Below are 20079 nucleotides of genomic sequence, written 5' to 3' on the forward strand. Positions count from 1 at the left end.
TTTCTTAATATAAATCATGTGTATACGTAACGAGCTTCAATCTTGAATGCTCTAGAAAGGAGGTATTCCAGCCGCACCTTCCGGTACGGCTACCTTGTTACGACTTAGCCCCAATTATCGGTTTTACCCTAACACGCTCCTTGCGGTTACATGCTTTAGGTACCCCCAACTTTCATGGCTTGACGGGCGGTGTGTACAAGGCCCGGGAACGTATTCACCGCGTCATTGCTGATACGCGATTACTAGCGAATCCAACTTCATGAGGTCGAGTTGCAGACCTCAATCCGAACTGTGAATGGCTTTTAGAGATTAGCATCATATTGCTATGTAGCTGCCCGCTGTACCATCCATTGTAGCACGTGTGTAGCCCCGGACGTAAGGGCCATGATGACTTGACGTCGTCCCCACCTTCCTCACTGTTTGCACAGGCAGTCTGTTTAGAGTCCCCGACATAACTCGCTGGCAACTAAACATAGGGGTTGCGCTCGTTGCGGGACTTAACCCAACACCTCACGGCACGAGCTGACGACAGCCATGCAGCACCTAGTTTCGTGTCCCGAAGGACTGATCCGTCTCTGGATCATTCACTAACTTTCAAGCCCGGGTAAGGTTCCTCGCGTATCATCGAATTAAACCACATGCTCCTCCGCTTGTGCGGGCCCCCGTCAATTCCTTTGAGTTTCAATCTTGCGACCGTACTCCCCAGGTGGATAACTTAACGCTTTCGCTTGGACGCTTACTGTGTATCGCAAACATCGAGTTATCATCGTTTAGGGCGTGGACTACCAGGGTATCTAATCCTGTTTGATCCCCACGCTTTCGTGCATCAGCGTCAATGCTAACTTAGTGAGCTGCCTTCGCAATCGGAGTTCTAAGACATATCTATGCATTTCACCGCTACTTGTCTTATTCCGCCCACTTCAAATAGATTCAAGTCCTACAGTATCAAAGGCACTGCGACAGTTAAGCTGCCGTCTTTCACCACTGACTTATAGGACCGCCTACGCACCCTTTAAACCCAATAAATCCGGATAACGCTTGGATCCTCCGTATTACCGCGGCTGCTGGCACGGAGTTAGCCGATCCTTATTCTTCAGGTACATTCAGCTACTTACACGTAAGTAGGTTTATTCCCTGACAAAAGCAGTTTACAACCCATAGGGCAGTCATCCTGCACGCGGCATGGCTGGTTCAGAGTTGCCTCCATTGACCAATATTCCTTACTGCTGCCTCCCGTAGGAGTCTGGTCCGTGTCTCAGTACCAGTGTGGGGGATTCTCCTCTCAGAGCCCCTAGACATCGTAGCCTTGGTGAGCCGTTACCTCTCCAACTAGCTAATGTCACGCGAGCCCATCCATATCCTATGAATATTTGATCATCGAGTGATGCCACTCAATGATGTTATGCGGTGTTAATCTCTCTTTCGAGAGGCTATCCCCCAGATATGGGTAGGTTGCTCACGCGTTACGCACCCGTGCGCCACTCTCATCGGCTCGTAGCAAGCTACTCCCCGAATCCCGTCCGACTTGCATGTATTAGGCCTGCCGCTAGCGTTCATCCTGAGCCAGGATCAAACTCTCCATTGTAAAATGAAGTGTAAGATCAAGACTATTTATAATAAATAGAATTGTCTTGTATTTTATTTCTAATTCTAAAATTGAACAGGTTGATTTTTTTTAACTTTCGTCGTTTCTCAACACTACTCGTTACGTTACATGATTATATTTTTAAAGAACTTTTTTCGCTTCCGCATCTCGCTTCGGCTATATGATGTCGGCATTGCGCCGTTATCGATCTTGTTTTGATTCCCTTCGTTTCCGTTGGGACTGCAAAGGTAGAGATCTTTTTGGTATATCCAAAATAAATGTGAAAATTTATTTTTGGAGACCTTTTCGATTTCTGCGTCTAAATAACATAGACCCTCTTTTTTTCATTGTCAGCCCTTTCGAACCGACCGTTCCTCCCTTGCGGAGTGGTGCAAAGATAGACCATTTTTATAATCACTTCCAAACGTTTTCTTGCTTATTTATTGAGAAAGTGGGTAACTTGCTGTATCATTGGATGATTGATTTCTGAAGGAACCGCATAGAAGGCCATTATAAGGGAATATGATGTCTTTAAGGCCGATTCTGCATGTCGGATACGATGAATCAATACTTTGCTATTATTCGGTAGGCTCTTTTTTTCAATACTGGGCAGATCTTTGATTGTATCGAATCAACGGGCTATCCATTCTACGAACACATACTGAATGTACTGGGGTATATCGTAAATGTTTTACTCCCTTTATATATACGAGTACTTATATATAGGTGCACTTATATACTTGCTATTAATAACCTACTATAGGCGTTATCAATAATTGGCTCTTTATGGCTCTAGATTAAAACCATTAGATTAAAAGGTTCGACAATTGGGTGTAAAACGAAATGACACCCACCGATTCAACAGTTGAAAACACTTTTTGCTGCTTATCCATTATGAATGGCAGCCTCGCCCAATAGATTACAGAACATGATCCATCGTCCGGCTATTGTAAATGGAACCCACTGGTGCTCCTATGTGATGGGGATTTCACGAGGATGCATACTAATAACGACAAAGAATAAACAGATAAGGGACCAAAAGAGTTTCGGAAAGAAAATGGACGCTAGTAATGATAAAGCAATTAAATAGGAAAAATAGGCTCTAAGTAAATATCGGGTAAATCAATGGATTGGTACATCTTGATATAATCTTCGCTATTAACCCGATTATTGGAGAGCTTTAATAGAGTAATTCTAGAGGTTTACCTCTACGAACCCTCTATAAACCCTCTATTAAAGCTCTAGTGTTCCTGTATTAATTACCTATATGCATATAAGATGCTACCTGCTTAGTAAGCTCCCTTAGACAGTAACAATAAACGTAATACGGATCAGCTTGAAATATACAGGTCCATAAGCAAGAAAATGAATACCTTGCTATGGACAATGCAGCGTCTTCATGCCAACTTAGGCACTTATCCGCTCTTTCAGCATGATGAGTCTACCTTTCATATGCTCCAACTGAGATAAAACGGCTTTCTTACCTTCAGGTTCAACAACCATAAAGTCAATCCATACAATATAAATTATAAGATCCAAATTTACCATAAGATATACCGCAGTACCTTAATATGACGATAGACAGTATTGTCGCGATATAAAGAGTTTAGTTATAATGGGTATCTAAATGCGCATAGTTAAATCTTTTACAAAAAATGATATCTTTGCATGCATACTGCAAAATCAATCAATAGGCATAAATGACGGCAACCAATTATATATACTTCAGTGATTTATTAGGAACCATGCTTTTTGCTATTTCAGGAGCAATGGCGGCCAACCGTCGTAAAATTGACATATTTGGGGCAACATTCACCGGATTTGTAACCGCAATAGGTGGGGGATCATTACGTGACTTCTGTTTAAATTTACGCCCTATATGGGTGGATGATGGCAACTACTTAATCGCTATCTTAATAGGTGTGTTTCTCGCTGCTATCCTCAACGATCAGTTAGACAAGTTTCTCTAGGACACTGACTCTCTTTGACGCCATGGGAATTGCCTTTTTCACGATAGTTGGACTACAAAAGTCACTTATGTACGAAAGTTCCATTATAGCGGCAGTCATTTTAGGCATGTTTTCAGCTGTAATGGGAGGGGTTATACGTGACACGCTAATGAATGAGACTCCCTTGATCTTCAGAAAAGAAATATATGCAACAGCCTGCTTGTCCGGAGCTATTCTATTTGTCTGTTTAGCCTATTTTGGTGTCGACAAAGGCATAAATGCATTTATCAGCGCACTCTTAGTATTCATGGTAAGAATCTTAGCCGTGAAATATAGATTTTCACTGCCCATAATAGGTGGATAAAATAGAAAAAGCGTTAATTGTAATTAGCGCTTTTTCTTTAGAAATGGAAATTTCATTTTATACCCAACACGAACCATACCCTTAGAAATGGTATCCAATTTGTTTTTCAACATGGTTTTCTTCAAAGAAGATAACTTATCAGTAAATAACTTACCTTCGATATGATCGTACTCATGTTGCACGACGCGAGCTGCTAACCCCGTCAAATCAATCTCATGTTCTTCGAAGTTTTCATCCAAATAATTAATTTTAATATTGGGATGTCTCATTACGTCTTCATTAATATCCGGAATACTTAAACATCCTTCACTAAAAGCCCACTTATCTCCTGATTCTTCAACCATAATGGGATTAATAAATACTTTTTTGAAATTTTTCAAAACTTCTTTTTCATCTTCAGATTCTTCAGCAAACGGAGTCGCATCGATTACAAAAAGACGAATGGGTAAACCAACTTGCGGTGCTGCAATTCCAACACCATTTGCCGCATACATCGTCTCAAACATATCAGCAATCAATTGCTTCAAGTTTGGATAATCCTTATCTATTTCATCTGCTACCTTACGCAATACTGGATCGCCGTAAGCCACAATTGGAAGTTTCATACTTTTTATTTTTAGAAGGACAAAGGTAAGAATTAAAATTCATTCGAAAACCAGACATTGTATGTAATAAATCATATTTTTGTTGATTGCTATGACGGACTCTTACAATCAAATACAACAGCGCTTTTTTGATCAATTAGTGCAGGCTCTCCATCCAGAGGTTCTTATTGTCGAAAAAAAACCTTTTTTCACAATTATAACAAGTGCTATTTTACCGTTTAAAATTCATCTTTACGGACACAATATCCAGGAAAGAATAAAAAGCGGAATGCAAAAGACCGTCCATATCGATGAAGACGTCTTAATGAGCAAATATGATATTATCTTAAAAAGAATACTTGCAATAGCCCTTCATCAAAAGAAAGCATACGCAAGAAATACGGTTGTTGCTCGTGTAGATAAGAAAAACACCATACTTTTTTTAGAGGAAAATCATTTACAAGGTGCGATGCCTGGAAAATACCGATATGGTTTATTTTTAGATGGGGAGCTCATTTCACTTGCAGTATTTAGCGGAGGGAGGAAAATGCCCGAACTAAACATCGAAAACTACCGGTCATTTGAATTGATTCGATTTTGCAACAAACTAGGTTATAATGTAGTAGGAGGGATTAGTAAATTGTTAAAGGCTTTTGTTTCAGATTTTCAACCCAATGACATCATGACCTATACGGACAAAGACTGGAGCCAAGAGTCCACGCTAGAAAAAATAGGTTTTGTCAAGAAATCAGAAATTCCACCACTCAAATTTTGGGTCAATGGAACGACAAGAACACTCATAAAAGATGAGATACAATATGCAGCACTACAAAAAGAATTTCCAAATGGTTATTTAAAGGAAAATTTAGGTAGTCTAAAACTGATTCAATCTATAAAATAAAATCATTTTTTGTATCTTGTCATTAATCTAAATCATAAAATATTAAATATATCATCATGAAGAGAAAACTACGAATGGGTATGGTCGGAGGTGGCAACGATGCTTTCATTGGAGCCGTACACCGTATCGCAGCAAATATGGATGGCAAAATCGAACTCGTATGTGGTTCATTTAGTATCAATCCTGAAATTAACAAACAGTCAGCTGAAGATTTATTCATTCCTGAAAATCGCTGTTATGCCAACTATGAAGAGATGATTTTAAAGGAAAGTCAACTTCCTGAAGATGAGCGCATGGATTTTCTAACGATTGTTACACCCAATTTCATGCATTATCCTCCCGCGAAGATGGCGTTAGAAAATGGATTTAATGTTGTCATTGAAAAACCAATGACCTTAACATTAGAGGAAGCTAAATCATTGGAAGAAATAGTTAAAAGTACAAATAAAACACTATGCCTAACGCACACATACTCGGGTTATCCCATGGTAAAACAGGCAAAAGCAATGGTGAAGGCTGGTCATTTCGGAAAAATCCGCAAAATTGTTGTGGAATACCCTCAGGGATGGTTGAGTAAATTAACAGAGCGCGAAGGAAACGCAGGTGCAGCATGGCGTGCCGACCCAACTAAATCTGGTAAGTCATTAGCAATGGGTGATATTGGTGTTCATGCGGCTCACCTTGCCGAGTATATCTCTGGTCTTAAAATCACTGAAGTAAATGCAGACTTAACCTCATTTGTAGAAGGAAGATACCTAGACGACGATGGTTTCTGTTTTATTACGCTTTGAAGAAGGTGCAAAAGGAATGCTTTGGGCTTCACAAATAGCTGCAGGTGAAGAAAATGCATTGCGAATCCGAATCTATGGTGAGCATGGTGGATTCGAATGGGCTAACGAAGACCCTAACAATCTAATTGTCAAAATGTTGGGAGAACCACGTCAGACATTACGTACTGGAAATGCATACAGTGATCCAAATCAATTAAGTTCATTCGCTACGCATAATACACGTATTCCTGCGGGACATCCTGAAGGATTACTAGAATCATTCGGTAATATATACCGCAATTTTGCACAAACAGTATCTGCAAAATTGGAAGGTAGAACACCAACAGCAGAAATGCAAGATTTCCCTCAGGTACACGAAGGGGTAAGGGGCATGGCTTTTATAGAAAATGTTGTAAATAACAATAATGGTTCTGAAAAATGGACTAAATTTGTTGTGTGATAAATAAACAACAACTATTCCTTTCTCCTTTGGCATTCTCAGAACTGCCAAAGGAGAAAGTTATTGTTATTCTAGGGCCAACTGCCTCTGGGAAAACAGCATTAGCAGTCAAAATAGCAAAAGAAATAAAAGCCGAGATCATTAGTGCTGACTCCCGTCAGGTATATCGAGATATGAACATCGGCACAGGCAAAGATCTATGCGAATACGGCGATGTTCCATACCATCTTATCAATATTTGCGAACCAGGTGAAAAATATCATTTAGGTCAGTTCATAGCAGACTTTCAACAGATCTATCAATCCCTATTGCTTCAGAAAAAACGAATCATATTGTGTGGTGGCACTGGCCTATACATTCAAAGCGTTATTCAAGGGAATAAATACGCTCAGATTCCAAGTCTACCTGGTTTTAAAGAGGGGCTTTACGGTTTCGAAATGGACCAACTCCTAGACCGTCTATCCCAATATGATAAGCCTCATGATTTTTTTATTGATCTATCGACAAAGAAAAGAATCATCCGTGGGATAGAAATCTTAGAATGGCTCAAAACAAATACCATCCCATTGAGCACCAACGAAAATCTTGACTCCATTGTAATCGGTTTAAATCCAGAGGTATCACTAAGAAGACAAAAAATATCAAATCGATTAGACCAACGATTACAGGACGGTCTTATACAAGAAGTACAAACACTTATCAAAAAAGGGATAAGCCATGCTGAACTTCAATACTATGGTTTAGAATATAAATATGTTTCCAAATATCTTTTAGGTGAATTGACATATGATGATTTTCACAAAAAACTAGAAACTGAAATACATCGCTATGCAAAAAGACAGATGACCTATTTTCGCAAAATGGAAAAAGACGGAATAAAGATTAATTGGATTGACTAGAGTCGACACTCTTATAAACAGAAAAAGGGTTGACCGTATGGATCAACCCTTTTTAATTTCTTTCGATTATAACTTAATTTCCTCGTCTTTAGTATTAAAGAAATGAAATTCAGTTAAATAATATGAAGTAACTGGAACAACCTTAATCCATTTTTGAAACTTCAAAAACCATTTTATTCTTTTAGAAATAAAGCCTGACTTAATGAAAGCGGCAATATAAGGATGCACACATAGTGATATTCCTTTTTCATTTTGTTCTTGAAGAATAAAACTTAAATTATTTTCTATATCATCCATTAGGACAATACTCGACCGGATTTCACCAGTACCATCACAAGCGGGACATTTCTCATTTGTAACGATATTCATTTCTGGCCTAACACGTTGACGCGTAATCTGCACTAATCCAAATTTACTTGGCGGCAATATTGTGTGTCTCGCGCGATCCGTCGCCATACATTCTTTCAAAAAGTTGTATAGCTCTTTTCGATGGGTTGGTTTATGCATATCGATAAAATCGACCACAACTATACCTCCCATATCTCTTAAGCGCAATTGACGCGCAATTTCTTTTGCTGCTTCCATATTAACCAGGAGTGCATTATCCTCTTGGTTCTCTTTATTAGCAGAACGATTACCACTATTTACATCGACAACGTGAAGTGCCTCAGTGTGCTCGATTACGAGATAGGCACCACCTTGCAATGTAACAGTTTTTCCAAAAGCAGCTTTGATTTGTTTCTCAACCCCAAAGTGGTCAAAAATTGGTTCTTTATGTTTATAAAGTTTTACAATTTTTTCTAAATCAGGAGAGATGTCTTGGACATAGGATTTTGTCTCTTCATATATAACCGGGTCATTTACATGAATATGTGTAAATTCATCGGTTAATAAATCACGTAGAATGGTAGAAGCTCTATCCATTTCACCTAATACTTTTTGAGGAGGTTCCGCTGTCCGCAGTCGCTTGGTAAATAGTTCCCACTTAGAGATTAGATCCAATAAATCTTTTTGCAGTTCGTCTACGCCCTTTCCTTCCGAAACCGTACGAATAATCACTCCAAAATTAGGAGGTTTTATCCCTTCGACAATCTTCTTAAGGCGGGTACGTTCATTACTTCCTTTGATTCGTTTGGATATGGAAACCGCACTTGAAAAAGGTACCAGTACGACAAATCTACCTGCAATAGATAGATCGGAGCTCAAACGAGGTCCTTTTGTTGATATTGGTTCTTTTGCGATTTGAACTGGTAAAAGCATGTTTTTGCTTAAGATATCAGATATCTTACCGGCCTTATCGATGTCTTTTTCAAGTTTTAAACTATTGAGCAGTTTCTCTTGATAACTGCCATTCTTTACTATTCGAGTAAGTTTAAGCAAAGATTGAACCTGAGGACCTAAGTCCAAATAGTGGAGAAAAGCATCTTTTTCGTATCCAACGTCTACGAATGCTGCATTTAATCCCGGCATTATTTTTTTTATCCGTCCAAGATAGATATCTCCAACTGAAAAATTATTGTTAACCGTTTCCCTATTTAGTTCAACAAGCTGCTTATCTTGTAGCAAAGCAATAGTAACTCCTTTTTCAGGAGTAGAATCGATAATTAATTCCTTTACCAACAGCTACATATTTACGATACAAATTAACATACGCTGCTAATCCTAATGTATCTGATTAAACACTTAAAGAACGTTTTTTATAAAAAAAAACAATCTACACGCAATAAATTACGTGTAGATTATCAAACTTCAATACAATTATTGTGTCATTTTCATACAGCAATAATCTACTGGAGCCTTATACAAGAAAGACTATTTTTTCTTGTGTCTATTTTTTCTTAAACGTTTTTTACGTTTGTGAGTAGCCATTTTGTGTCTTTTTCTTTTTTTTCCGCTTGGCATAGCTAATTTTTTTTAAATGATTATAAACTAAATTAATTACTTACTCAATTCTTCGATCTTGCGATCGATAAATTGTGAAAGGGAAGGGTCAGCAGCCAATTGCTTACTTTGTTTGAAAGCAGCAACCGCGTCACTTTTCATCCCGATATTTTCATAGCCTGTGGCTAAATAAAAGTAAGATTCCGCATCTGGTTTCAATTCAATAACTGTTTTGAAACGTTCAATCGCTTTATCAAACTGGCGAGATTGTAACGAAAACAATCCCAAAGTTTTGTTTGCTTCTACATTTTTTGGATCTGCTTGAAACCACTTCACGAAGTAAAGCAATCCCTGCCATTGGGTTATTTGTACCCGATACCATTGCAGCTCCTAATCCTGTTTTCGCTTCTAAACTAGCAGCATTTAATTTCAAAGCTGCTTCGTAAGAACGAATTGCATTTTGAGTTAAAACGTTTGCTAAAGTAGAGTCTTGTAAGTTTGTGTAGGCAGTACGATAAAACTCTCCTGCTTTCAACCAGTACTCATATTTTGGAGAAATTTTAGCCATTTCTTCATAAATGAATCCTTGAGGAATAGGTTTTGCTAAATCATCCCACTTACCCGCCAACTTTTGAAGTAAAGAAATCTTTTCTTCTCCAGATGACTTTGTAATTTGGGTCTCAATATCGGAAATATCTTTGATTAAATTTGCATCTAATCCCTGTTTTGTCATTAACGATACGTTTTCCAAATTAATTTCAGAAGAAGATTGCTCTGTTTCACTCGTTTCTTCCTTGTCGTTCACCAAACCCTTAATAGGTTGTGCCAATAAAACTGCAACTAATGCTACAGCCACGCCTACTACTATAATTTGTTTGGTTTTTGCCATTTTAATCTGTTTTTAAGATTACTTATTGCCGTTTTTTACTTTCTCAACAAATACTTTTGCTGGTTTGAAGCTTGGAACGAAATGTTCAGGAATGATAATCGCTGTGTTTTTAGAAATGTTTCTAGCAGTTTTTTCAGCTCTTTTTTTAACAACAAAGCTACCAAAACCTCTCACGTATACATTTTCTCCACCCACCATTGCGTTTTTAACAACTTTGAAGAACGCCTCTACGGTCTCTTGAACATCTACCTTCTCTAAGCCAGTTTTGTTAGAGATTTCTGCAATAATTTCTGCTTTAGTCATATCAATTTTACTGTAATTATTTATTTCTCAACCTTTAACCAAATATACTTTGGGGTTGCAAAAGTATCTCTTTAAAATGACGTTTGGAAATAATTTTACCATTTTTTTTATTTTAAATTTATTCCAAAGGAGATCATTTACAACCGCTTAGCCGAAATATAGGGCTAAATCCATTTTTCAAAGAAGCACAAAAATACACTTTATTACTGAATATCAAACCTTTAATTTCATTTTTATCATTCCACGTGAAACAAATGATAAGACTATGACTTAACTATTTCGGCACTTATTATACCTGCTATTTTTTTTAAATCGTCATCAACGTGCAGGCTTGTTACGACAATTCTATTCAAAAGTGGGTCGGTTTCCAATGGATAGGGAAAACTTGAAATTAGAAAGCCACTTTGCACCAATTTCTGGTACAATTCTGGTTCTTCAGAACTAAATACTGGAAAATGATGGATATGATTCAAGCTCTTACCCCCCAAACTTGTGAAAAGTTGAATATTTTTCTGAAGCTTTTCGAACGCGGCTAAATAAATTTCTTGTGAATGAATAAACGCATATAAAGACGCCGGAGAAGCAGGGGAGGCACCCGTGTAAAATGGTGATTTTCGAAATTGCGCGATCCGTTTTGTTGAAGACAAAATTATACCTGCATCCGTTCCCAAACCTTTGGCCAAGGATGCCACGACGACAACCTCAATGGTAGATCGGTCAAATATGGACAAATCAATAGAAACATTATTCTGACGAACCACACCGATCCCATGTGAATCATCGATTAACAAAATCACCTTTTTCCTTGGATCAATCTGCAGTAAGGGGCTAAAATCATAATACGCAGGCCCCATATTATCCAACGCATTGCTCACGATAACGAATGTGTCTTCATCTGAGTGATTGATTTTTTTAACGATGTTTTCCATCCATACATGCATTTCTCCGCTTACATTCGGGTTGGTACCATACCACAAAGCAGGATGTGTATGAGGAGCATATAGAAGTTCTCCAAAAGAAAAAAGAGATTTCACCGCTAATTGTGTAGCAAGATAGCCGCTAGACAACATCACCGCATCCTCAAAACCAAATCGCATAGCCGCCACTTCTTCTGCTTGATTAAAAATACCTAGCTGAATATTGTTATTTCGAGAAGTTCCATTATTCAGTCCATATATCGACAATCCCTGTTTATATAAATCGATATAGTCATCATTGACCAACAGCCCTAGGTAGGCTGTACCACCAAAGAAAAGGTAGTCTTGGCCGCTTTCAGTAATCACCCGACCAGTTGGTTGGTGCAGGTTCGTAAAGTCTTTCATTATTTAAATCTCACCATAAAATTAAACGGTTATTACTATTTGCTATTAAAAACATATTGCTCTTACTGCAACTCAAGAGCAGAGATTTTCATTAAAGGTTGAGTTTATAGTTGAGCGGAATATTAAATCGTAGAGAAGCTGAAAAGCCCTTTAATGGCAGGTAATCTTGTTTATCAGCAATTGAAAAGCCATATCCAAAGTCGAGGTCTACCAGTGTCACCAAGGTAACACCCACTTTAGGAGTAAACGTATAGGGGGTAATTTCGGTTCTCACAAATGGCGCTATTACCCATGATTCGGGATAAAATGAGAGTGCCAATTCCGGAATGACGGCAAATTTTTTCTGTGTCCATGTGAAATTTGCGGTAACATCTGTTTTCAAAATATTTTCGCCTAAAATAGCAACTGCAAGATATCCACCTGTTTTTATGCTACTTCCTTTTTGGTATTGATAGCTTACCGTAGGGCCATACAAAATTTCCTGTGCTTTTGTTGAATTAGAGATACTGATAAATGAAATCAAAAACAGTGTATTAACTATAAAACTCTTCATATTAAAAACTAATATAGATGATAGTTTAATGGAATATTGACACCTAAAGAAAGATTAACACCCTTGATCTGCTTAAAATTATTCTTGGTATTGATATCAAATCCATAACCTACGCCAAAATCAATAAGGGAGAAAATACTAAGGCCAACCTTTGGCGTTACGGTATAGGGTGTCAATTCAGCTTTCACAAAAGGAAGTAGAATAAAGTCATTGACGTAATATGTAAATCCGACCTCAGGAATAACTGTTGTCTTTCCTTGCATCCAGGTGAAGTTAGCTCCAGCATCGATTTTCATATACTGCGATTCATTCGGTGCAAATAAGCCCCAAGCAGAAGCTTTCAGGAAACTGCCGCTTTGATATTGGTATCCTATCGATGGACCAAATATCCAATTATTATGTGCGGGTAAAGGATTGTTTTGCGCTACTAAATTCAGGCAAGACAACAACCCTATAAAAATGAAAGTAAATCCTTTTATATTCATCTAGCTAAAATACGAACTATAACCATTAATCATTATCTCCAAAACAATTAATGTCTAAAAACGTTTGGTTGAGCATGTAAAAAAGAACGGGGTTACTGACCTAATATGTCAATAACCCCATTCCACACTTGCCTAAAAAACTCTACACAAGATGAATCAATATCGGAGAATCATTCGAATGAACATGGGTAAGCTCCATATCACGAGCAGTACCCTTGTGGTTTATTATTTCCAGATTTTAGCATCGATACTTTCTTTCTGTGTAGCTTTCAAGTCAGGGAAGAAGGTAAAACCAGTAATTTGCTCCAATTCATTTACTGTCATTTGATAGGCTTCAAATTTGGTTGAACTCGGCACTTCATTATCCATCTTATAAGCAATGGTATAATAGTTACTTCCTTTCTTCATTGCTAATGCCTTAAAGTAATATTTAGGTTTCGCTATATCGGCCTTATTATTATCCAGTATGTAATCAATTGCTGGATTGGTCGACGTAGTGGGCATAGCTCCAGTAACCACATACATAGTATCGCATTGTGCTGTCCAAGTTCTCACCTTGGTCTCCAAGTTTGCCCATATTCCTTGATTTAACCGAGAGACCTGTGCCGTAATATTAGAAAAGTAAAACGTGGTTTTATTTTGCGCCGTACTGAAATTACGATCTGCGCTCGGCAATTGATGCCCTCTATCATAACCCGCTGAAGAAACCAAAGCCTTTAAATAAACTCGGTTGAAAAGCTGAGGAAATTTCGGGATCATATTGCCAGCTATCGGTACGCTTCGCATTTCCCAAATAACTTTTATGCATCGGATATGCTACCCAATAGGCCATTTTTTTAGTTTTATCATAGAGCATCGCATAATTACGACGTTTTTGATCATCAGGTAAAAAATGTTGGATGAAAACCTCGCCCTTATTCAATGATTCCATTTTTGGAATCTCCAGAAAGGGCTGCGACAACACAATACCATCATCGGCTGAACCATTATCGATATGAGCTTCGTAAAAGTAACGTTTACCTTTTCCTAAGACAGGTACTTTAGGTAACTTCCACGTGAAACGATCACCATGTTGTGTCAAAAACTGGATTTTTTTATCACTCAGCTTTTCACCAGGCAATAAGGTAAAGCCTATCGTCACCGTACCATCATTATTATCCGTTACATTTCCTTTGATTGCTTTTTTACTCGTACTGTTTACTGTCAATTTACCCTTCGCCAAATCAAATCCACCTTGTGTATACACATTTGGCATCATCACCTCCAACTCATCGTACTGTGACTTTTCTCCATTTGTAAACATTAATTTAATGTAAACATGACTCAATTGACGCTCAAAACTTAACGGAATATTCGTCTCTCCCATAACCACAGTCTTCGCGTTGTTGGCATACATCAGGTCCAATGCAGCAGGATTGGATTGATCGGTCACATCAACAGCATATTGGTCATCTGTGATAGTGCCATGGGGATAATAAGCTATAAAATCCACCGCTTGTGCAGGTAGATAGGTATTGGCCTTACTTTTAAAGCGATCTCCATAGAAGGTGAACACCTGATTATATACTTGGTTGACTATGGTATTCGACTGAAGCTTCTTTCCAGACTCGAACATAAACACGCCAATTTTATCAGCTTCTTCCCAAGTCGTACCTGAGGCTCGGTCATCAACATGTGCAACAATGGTAGCGGTAAATTGCACAGCGGCCTCATCCGTGATAAATGGATTTTTTCGACAGGCGTTAAAAGCAAAAAATAAAAATAATAAAACGTAGATAACAGCAGATAAGCGATTAAAGAAAACGCGAATAATTTTTTTGAGCATAGTTATTTGAGATAGTGTCGTGTGTTAAAATGTGGGGTAAAATTAGTTAAGAAATATCGGTTTAAAGCTGTTTTTTTAAGGTTACACAGCCACTTATACATCAAACACTTACGTCTTCGGTTTACAAAAAACAGCAAGATAGCACCCTAGATTAAGACCTAAACAGCAGCAGCCCAAGCTGAATTATCGACTACGAAGAAAATTTTCATCACTTAAAACACCAGCAAACCAAAATCAATACCTATTGTTTAATAAAAATCATCGTAACAACAATATGATAGAAAATTTACCATTTTATCTCAGTTTAGTTATTGCCATTGTCTTATTGATTATGTTGGCAAACAAGATCAAGGTTGCCTATCCGGTTGTCCTTGTTATCGCTGGTTTATTGATGAGTTTCATCCCCGAATTACCCGTCCTGCATATAGACCCTGAAATCATTTTCTATATCTTCCTGCCACCCTTACTTTACGAGGCCGCTTGGTCTATTTCATGGAAGGAGTTATGGCGATGGAGACGCATCATTAGTAGTTTCGCTTTTGTCGTAGTCTTTCTAACTGCGTTATCTGTGGCTTTTTTTGCCAATTATTTTATTCCTGGATTTTCTCTTGCTTTAGGATTTTTATTAGGTGGAATTGTTTCTCCTCCTGATGCCGTAAGTGCAAATGCCATCTTAAAATTTGTGAAAGTACCCAAGAGCATGTCTTCCATATTAGAAGGAGAGAGCTTGTTAAATGATGCTTCCTCTCTTATTATTGTTCAATTTGCCTTACTCGCTGTAGGTACGGGTCAGTTTATCTGGTACGATGCTGCTACAAGCTTCGGCTGGATGCTCATAGGCGGTGTTGGTATTGGCTTATTGGTGGGCTACATCTTTATGAAAGCTCATAAATACCTTCCAACAGATACGAATATGGATATTATCCTAACGCTGGTAGCACCGTTCATGATGTATATCGCTGCAGAGGAGGTCCACAGCTCTGGCGTATTGGCAGTTGTCAGCGGTGGACTACTGCTCTCTAACAAGCGTCATTCATTTTTAAGCAGCTCCTCCCGATTACGGGGCATCAATGTTTGGCAGAGCCTCGTATTTTTACTCAATGGTCTTGTCTTTCTATTGATAGGTCTAGACTTACCCGAGATTACATCAGGTCTTGAAGGCGTCAGTATTTCGGTCGCTATTGGTTATGGTTTACTGGTGACAGCTGTACTTATCCTAGTCCGCATTTTAGCAGCCTATGGCGCCATTCTTGTTACTCTTGTCATGCGAAACTTTATTCAAGTTGCGCAATATGAAAATCCAGGTTATAAAACCCCACTTATCATGGGCTGGTCGGGCATGCGTGGCGTGGTGTCTTTGGCTGCAGCTTTACTGATACCTGTTTCTATTAATGGACATCCTTTTCCGCAGCGCAATTTGATTCTTTTTATCACCTTTATCGTCATATTAACGACACTACTTTTACAGGGACTGACCTTGCCTTACTTAATCAAAAAGATGAAAATCAAGAGTTTTATAACTTATCTACCAGACGAAGAGGCCAACCAGCATATTCGAACAGGATTGGCAAAACACACGATACAACACCTCAATGAGCATTATATCACCCAATTCCAACAGAATAAAGTCCTACAACAAATTGCCGTAAAATGGGATGAAAATATGGCCTCAGATGCAGACTTAGAAATCCCTAATGATATCAAATTTATTTATCTGGAATTGCTCAACGAACAACGACAATGGTTACTTGCAAAAAACAAGGAAGATCAAAATTTTGATGAAGATATCATTCGAAAGCATCTCTATAAAATTGATTTGGAGGAAGAGAAATTACGCTTTTTCTAGACTTATTTACTTTTCTTCTTATACCGTTTATAATTACCGACTTTTTCGTACTCCAATACGTCCTCTTGGCAGTATCCTGTGAGGTAAACAGAGAACTTATTACTATCGTTTTGATCTGATTTTAGTTCCGTAATTACATCCGAAACCCGTCTTGGCGTATCAAAAAAAGTAGAGTTATTCACCAGTTTATCTAACCTTTGTGTGACTTCGATTCGATGTTTCGAATCCGGATTAAGCGTATTCAGAGGCGTAAGGTCGATATCGTATTCAAATAATGTTCTCGGTTGCAAATTCAGCGCACGGCATATTAACAAAAAGTTATGCAAAGTCGTACCTTTTCCCTTTTCAATACGCGCAATGGTATTAATAGTAAGTCCAGTCATATACGCTACATCCTTTTGGGAATACAAGAGGCTTTCCCTACTCAAACGCAACTCTAGGCCTAATTTTACTATAATCTTTTCATTTATTCTTGACACGAAACAAATAAAATAATTATTTGCGCAAAATAATCACAAATAAAAGTGTAAATATATTTGCATGAATGATTTCCAACTATTATATTTGTATGACCAAGGCTAATCATTCTGGTCCTTCAGGGATCAAACCAGAATTAAGCAATCAGTCTATAGCTCCATGATTGGAGCTATAGCTACTGAAACAACCAACTTGGACAAGAATATGCATAGATTAAAAAATTATGATAAATAACAATTAGTTTGAGAACCATTTTATCCTACGGCTAAATTAACCAATTATAATCCGCCGGAGTATTCCGTCAGAGCCGAGGATTCACGAGAATTAAAATTACTGGACTGTATTGCTAAGCATTATTTGAGATCATTTATGTAGGTCCATTAGCATAACATCCTCAATAATTTGCTCTTTGACATATTGGTATTGATAAAAATCGAGGCTTCTTGTGAAGCCGTAAGGTGAGGGGCATACCACTCACTAAATACTTTAAATTTTCTCGTCATCCCTTTTTACTTCGCTTTAGTATTTGCATACGCATACATTAGTGGACCTAAATTGGAATATTTATTCATAAAAAGATCATCTGTAATACCGTGTTATATGTATGTCAAAAGTATATCGGCAAACACATAATTAGGGTCTACTCATATTGGTCTTGTTTAAGACGCCTAATTTTAAAGCGATACACAATTATGTTTATGTTTATTCTTAGCCATAAACAGCCATCATCTTTAACTGAAATTGAACGCGTACAAATTGTAGTTCAATAGATCAAAAAACTAGGACACGCATTTAACACGAGCTTATTCGAAAGACCCTTCACTATTTTCGCTTCCATCTAAAATGGAAATAATCCACCCATGTCTAGCAATCTCCCGCCACATGGGACAATGAGGCTTCTTGTGGAGCCGTAGGATGAGCGCAACTGCTGCTCATTAAATACCTTCTGTATGGTGTGGCATATAATAGGCCATTATTTGTCACCTTTATATATGAAATAGTATATACAACAAAGGACTTCGTACATATTACATTGACCTAGTAATTTTCGCTGCTTATAATTATTCTAGCTTCGTTTTTATATACGGCAATGCTAAGTAATAATGAAAATTGCTAAATGAGGAGCAAATGAAGGGTAATATACAACTAGGTTCTTACTGGATAATAAACCTTTTTACAGTAGCGACTATCACATTAAAGGAGTAACATATTAGCACATAATATCAAACAGGGAGGCTTCTTGTAGAGCCGCAGGGTGAGGGCACTAGCCACTCATTAAATACTTTTCAAGGCCATCTTTATATGGCACACGATGTTCATAATTGCAGCAAGTCATCCATAGAACTTAACTTGACTAATTGGTTCTGCATGAGACGTATCCTTTTTCGAAAGTGTTACGCAAAAGTTGGCTCCTACATCGCGAACTTCTCATGGTGTTGATGAGCAAGGTAGATAGGAGGGGCAACAGCACACGCCCCTTCCTGCTACCGCAATACTTATCTGCGACTGAACAAAAAGGAATTTACACCTTTGAAAAGTCAATAAACGAGATTTATAACTTATGAGCTTATTGGCCAAGTATAATCAATAAGCTGGGTTAACGAGATATGCTCATGTCTCTCCAGTTACAGTATATACAATCATGCACTATTTATTATTAAAAGGTTAGCTAGTTAGCGGGTTAGATTTTTCCACTCTTATTAAATATATAAATAAATGACGAGGCTTCTTGTAAAGCCGTAGGGTGAGGGCATTTGCCACTCGCTAAATACCTGCCAAGACTTAAAATATTATCGTAAGTTTTATAACAAAGCTACATGTTGAAAGGGATATACAATGATCAAGTACAAGCTATCTCCAAAAGAATAGGTACTGAGCAAATGCTACAAAGTACACTTAAAAGAACATGCTTATTTCCTAAAGCTTGGATGACATATACAACATTGAATTTTGAGTTAAAAAATTGACTGCATCATGCATAACCACAACATTAAAAGGACTCTATATCAAAAATATCCTGAAAACATCAAAAAGTAAATGCTAAATACGCTCAATACCAATACGTTTATTCATAAAGCAGATCACACTTAGGCAGCTTAAGCTCTCTGTAACACCTGATGCCGAAGCTGTTCTAAGTGTTATTGATTTTCAACGCTATATAAATCGAAATATGAACAACATTTACGTAAAGAAAAGTATTAAAAATCAAGTGATATTACTCAATCAGGGAATAGAAAAGGGTTTGTCTTTTTTCTATACGCGCTATTTCTCGTATTTCTACCTACGCGCTACACGCGCTACCCAAGATCCATGCGCCTCGAAATCTATCACTCAGGAAGCTTTTCTTCGACTATGGCTATTCCGCGAAAATGTTTATTCAGATAATGATATCTTTCTTTTTCTAAAAACGCAAGTCAAGTCAGCTATTCACATTTTCTTTAGCAAAAGTAGAAATCGCTTTCACCGCAGTCTCCTTCAACTGGATGCCGTAGATAATTACCAAGAGTTTCTTGCTGGCTATGAACTGGAAGAGGAAGAAGAGGAGAATTTGATCTACCTCGACCAGCTGGAAGATGAAAAAAAGGAAAAGTTGGACAAACTCAACAAATTGATTCCTTTTTTAAACATCGAGCAGCAACTATTTATTAAACTCTGCCTACAATATAGCTTCAACTATGAACGTATCGCTTATTATCTTGGTGGTATATCGGATTATGAGGTGAGTCTACAAGTAGAAAAAACTATTAATACCTTAAGGGCGATCTTTAAAAATGCCGATAAGATGGACAGGTTAACGCGATCTCGTAAAGTTGTACTGGAAGGAAAACTGAGTCCTGAACAATCCGAAATATTCCACATGCGCTATGAGCTGCAACTGTCATTCGATCAGATAGCACAAGAATTAAAGTTAAACTCTACGACTGTAAGAAAACTTTTTATCGAAGCGCATAGCAGGATAAAACCGTCTAAACAAATCGCTTAAAAC

At 37.8% G+C, this 20079-nt stretch carries 17 protein-coding genes, 1 rRNA gene and 1 pseudogene; 7 read left to right on the forward strand and 12 right to left on the reverse strand.

All coding sequences use genetic code 11. From position 1 onward, the window contains the following. Positions 1-55: 55 nt before the first annotated feature. Positions 56-1585, reverse strand: a 16S ribosomal RNA gene (locus tag ACFX5U_RS21825). A 1700-nt stretch (positions 1586-3285) separates the two neighbouring features. Between ACFX5U_RS21825 and ACFX5U_RS21830 the strand changes: the two genes are divergently transcribed. After that, positions 3286-3555 (forward strand): trimeric intracellular cation channel family protein, encoded by a 270-nt coding sequence (locus ACFX5U_RS21830; protein ID WP_400262119.1) that lies wholly within the window; start codon positions 3286-3288, stop codon positions 3553-3555. A 67-nt stretch (positions 3556-3622) separates the two neighbouring features. Continuing rightward, a complete protein-coding gene (locus ACFX5U_RS21835; RefSeq protein WP_400262120.1) occupies positions 3623-3898 on the forward strand; it encodes a trimeric intracellular cation channel family protein in 276 nt (91 codons plus the stop codon). A 23-nt stretch (positions 3899-3921) separates the two neighbouring features. On the opposite strand, the gene def is transcribed toward ACFX5U_RS21835, so the two are convergent. Beyond that, the gene (def, locus tag ACFX5U_RS21840; RefSeq protein WP_400262121.1) at positions 3922-4503 is read right to left on the reverse strand and encodes a peptide deformylase; all 582 of its coding nucleotides are present in this window, start codon (positions 4501-4503) and stop codon (positions 3922-3924) included. A 268-nt stretch (positions 4504-4771) separates the two neighbouring features. Between def and ACFX5U_RS21845 the strand changes: the two genes are divergently transcribed. The 3 genes and pseudogenes from ACFX5U_RS21845 (at position 4772) to miaA (ending at position 7512) form a co-directional block, all read left to right on the forward strand. Then, positions 4772-5383 carry a hypothetical protein gene (locus ACFX5U_RS21845; RefSeq protein WP_400262122.1) on the forward strand — a complete coding sequence of 204 codons (612 nt, stop codon included), beginning with the start codon at positions 4772-4774 and terminating at the stop codon, positions 5381-5383. A 56-nt stretch (positions 5384-5439) separates the two neighbouring features. Beyond that, a pseudogene (locus ACFX5U_RS21850) lies at positions 5440-6613 on the forward strand (Gfo/Idh/MocA family protein). Then, positions 6610-7512: a tRNA (adenosine(37)-N6)-dimethylallyltransferase MiaA gene (miaA, locus tag ACFX5U_RS21855; RefSeq protein WP_400262123.1), complete on the forward strand. Its 903-nt coding sequence runs from the start codon at positions 6610-6612 to the stop codon at positions 7510-7512. Before ACFX5U_RS21850 ends, miaA begins: the two are co-directional and overlap by 4 nt. Positions 7513-7578: 66 nt before the next feature. Here miaA and ACFX5U_RS21860 read toward each other — a convergent pair whose 3' ends face one another. The 9 genes from ACFX5U_RS21860 to ACFX5U_RS21900 all read right to left on the reverse strand — a co-directional run bounded on the left by ACFX5U_RS21860 (position 7579) and on the right by ACFX5U_RS21900 (position 14770). Beyond that, a complete protein-coding gene (locus ACFX5U_RS21860) occupies positions 7579-9132 on the reverse strand; it encodes an Rne/Rng family ribonuclease (protein WP_038694920.1) in 1554 nt (517 codons plus the stop codon). 318 nt (positions 9133-9450) lie between these two features. Continuing rightward, positions 9451-9675: a hypothetical protein gene (locus tag ACFX5U_RS21865; protein ID WP_400262124.1), complete on the reverse strand. Its 225-nt coding sequence runs from the start codon at positions 9673-9675 to the stop codon at positions 9451-9453. Continuing rightward, positions 9647-10282 carry a hypothetical protein gene (locus ACFX5U_RS21870; protein WP_400262125.1) on the reverse strand — a complete coding sequence of 212 codons (636 nt, stop codon included), beginning with the start codon at positions 10280-10282 and terminating at the stop codon, positions 9647-9649. The genes ACFX5U_RS21865 and ACFX5U_RS21870 overlap by 29 nt, the downstream gene beginning before the upstream one ends. An 18-nt stretch (positions 10283-10300) precedes the next feature. Continuing rightward, entirely contained in the window at positions 10301-10585 is a 285-nt protein-coding gene (locus tag ACFX5U_RS21875) for an HU family DNA-binding protein (protein ID WP_021189241.1), read from the reverse strand. Between the two features lie 263 nt (positions 10586-10848). Beyond that, positions 10849-11907 carry an aminotransferase class I/II-fold pyridoxal phosphate-dependent enzyme gene (locus tag ACFX5U_RS21880; protein ID WP_400262126.1) on the reverse strand — a complete coding sequence of 353 codons (1059 nt, stop codon included), beginning with the start codon at positions 11905-11907 and terminating at the stop codon, positions 10849-10851. A 91-nt stretch (positions 11908-11998) separates the two neighbouring features. Continuing rightward, positions 11999-12460 carry a hypothetical protein gene (locus ACFX5U_RS21885; protein ID WP_400262127.1) on the reverse strand — a complete coding sequence of 154 codons (462 nt, stop codon included), beginning with the start codon at positions 12458-12460 and terminating at the stop codon, positions 11999-12001. An 8-nt stretch (positions 12461-12468) separates the two neighbouring features. Then, on the reverse strand, positions 12469-12945 hold the full coding sequence (locus ACFX5U_RS21890; RefSeq protein WP_038694927.1) for a hypothetical protein: 477 nt from the start codon (positions 12943-12945) through the stop codon (positions 12469-12471). A 225-nt stretch (positions 12946-13170) separates the two neighbouring features. Beyond that, entirely contained in the window at positions 13171-13656 is a 486-nt protein-coding gene (locus tag ACFX5U_RS21895; protein WP_400262128.1) for a DNA/RNA non-specific endonuclease, read from the reverse strand. Then, positions 13634-14770: a fimbrillin family protein gene (locus ACFX5U_RS21900; RefSeq protein ID WP_400262129.1), complete on the reverse strand. Its 1137-nt coding sequence runs from the start codon at positions 14768-14770 to the stop codon at positions 13634-13636. The genes ACFX5U_RS21895 and ACFX5U_RS21900 overlap by 23 nt, the downstream gene beginning before the upstream one ends. 274 nt (positions 14771-15044) lie before the next feature. Here ACFX5U_RS21900 and ACFX5U_RS21905 point away from each other — a divergent pair, with 274 nt between their 5' ends. Further along, positions 15045-16616: a Na+/H+ antiporter gene (locus ACFX5U_RS21905; protein WP_400262130.1), complete on the forward strand. Its 1572-nt coding sequence runs from the start codon at positions 15045-15047 to the stop codon at positions 16614-16616. 2 nt (positions 16617-16618) lie between these two features. Here ACFX5U_RS21905 and ACFX5U_RS21910 read toward each other — a convergent pair whose 3' ends face one another. Further along, positions 16619-17095 carry a helix-turn-helix transcriptional regulator gene (locus tag ACFX5U_RS21910; RefSeq protein ID WP_400262131.1) on the reverse strand — a complete coding sequence of 159 codons (477 nt, stop codon included), beginning with the start codon at positions 17093-17095 and terminating at the stop codon, positions 16619-16621. A 2168-nt stretch (positions 17096-19263) separates the two neighbouring features. Here ACFX5U_RS21910 and ACFX5U_RS21915 point away from each other — a divergent pair. Beyond that, on the forward strand, positions 19264-20076 hold the full coding sequence (locus ACFX5U_RS21915; RefSeq protein ID WP_400262132.1) for a sigma factor-like helix-turn-helix DNA-binding protein: 813 nt from the start codon (positions 19264-19266) through the stop codon (positions 20074-20076). The last annotated feature ends 3 nt before the right edge of the window (positions 20077-20079 follow it).

The organism is Sphingobacterium sp. SG20118, from assembly GCF_044740685.1.
Taxonomy (GTDB): domain Bacteria; phylum Bacteroidota; class Bacteroidia; order Sphingobacteriales; family Sphingobacteriaceae; genus Sphingobacterium.

Bases quoted from the DNA above. Each gene is read 5' to 3' on its own strand.
- ACFX5U_RS21900 (WP_400262129.1), bottom strand. From the start codon at position 14,770: ATGCTCAAAAAAATTATTCGCGTTTTCTTTAATCGCTTATCTGCTGTT.
- ACFX5U_RS21875 (WP_021189241.1), bottom strand. From the start codon at position 10,585: ATGACTAAAGCAGAAATTATTGCAGAAATCTCTAACAAAACTGGCTTA.
- ACFX5U_RS21870 (WP_400262125.1), bottom strand. From the start codon at position 10,282: ATGGCAAAAACCAAACAAATTATAGTAGTAGGCGTGGCTGTAGCATTA.
- ACFX5U_RS21915 (WP_400262132.1), top strand. From the start codon at position 19,264: ATGAACAACATTTACGTAAAGAAAAGTATTAAAAATCAAGTGATATTA.
- ACFX5U_RS21890 (WP_038694927.1), bottom strand. From the start codon at position 12,945: ATGAATATAAAAGGATTTACTTTCATTTTTATAGGGTTGTTGTCTTGC.
- ACFX5U_RS21845 (WP_400262122.1), top strand. From the start codon at position 4,772: ATGCAAAAGACCGTCCATATCGATGAAGACGTCTTAATGAGCAAATAT.
- ACFX5U_RS21880 (WP_400262126.1), bottom strand. From the start codon at position 11,907: ATGAAAGACTTTACGAACCTGCACCAACCAACTGGTCGGGTGATTACT.
- ACFX5U_RS21830 (WP_400262119.1), top strand. From the start codon at position 3,286: ATGACGGCAACCAATTATATATACTTCAGTGATTTATTAGGAACCATG.
- ACFX5U_RS21885 (WP_400262127.1), bottom strand. From the start codon at position 12,460: ATGAAGAGTTTTATAGTTAATACACTGTTTTTGATTTCATTTATCAGT.
- def (WP_400262121.1), bottom strand. From the start codon at position 4,503: ATGAAACTTCCAATTGTGGCTTACGGCGATCCAGTATTGCGTAAGGTA.
- ACFX5U_RS21835 (WP_400262120.1), top strand. From the start codon at position 3,623: ATGTACGAAAGTTCCATTATAGCGGCAGTCATTTTAGGCATGTTTTCA.
- ACFX5U_RS21905 (WP_400262130.1), top strand. From the start codon at position 15,045: ATGATAGAAAATTTACCATTTTATCTCAGTTTAGTTATTGCCATTGTC.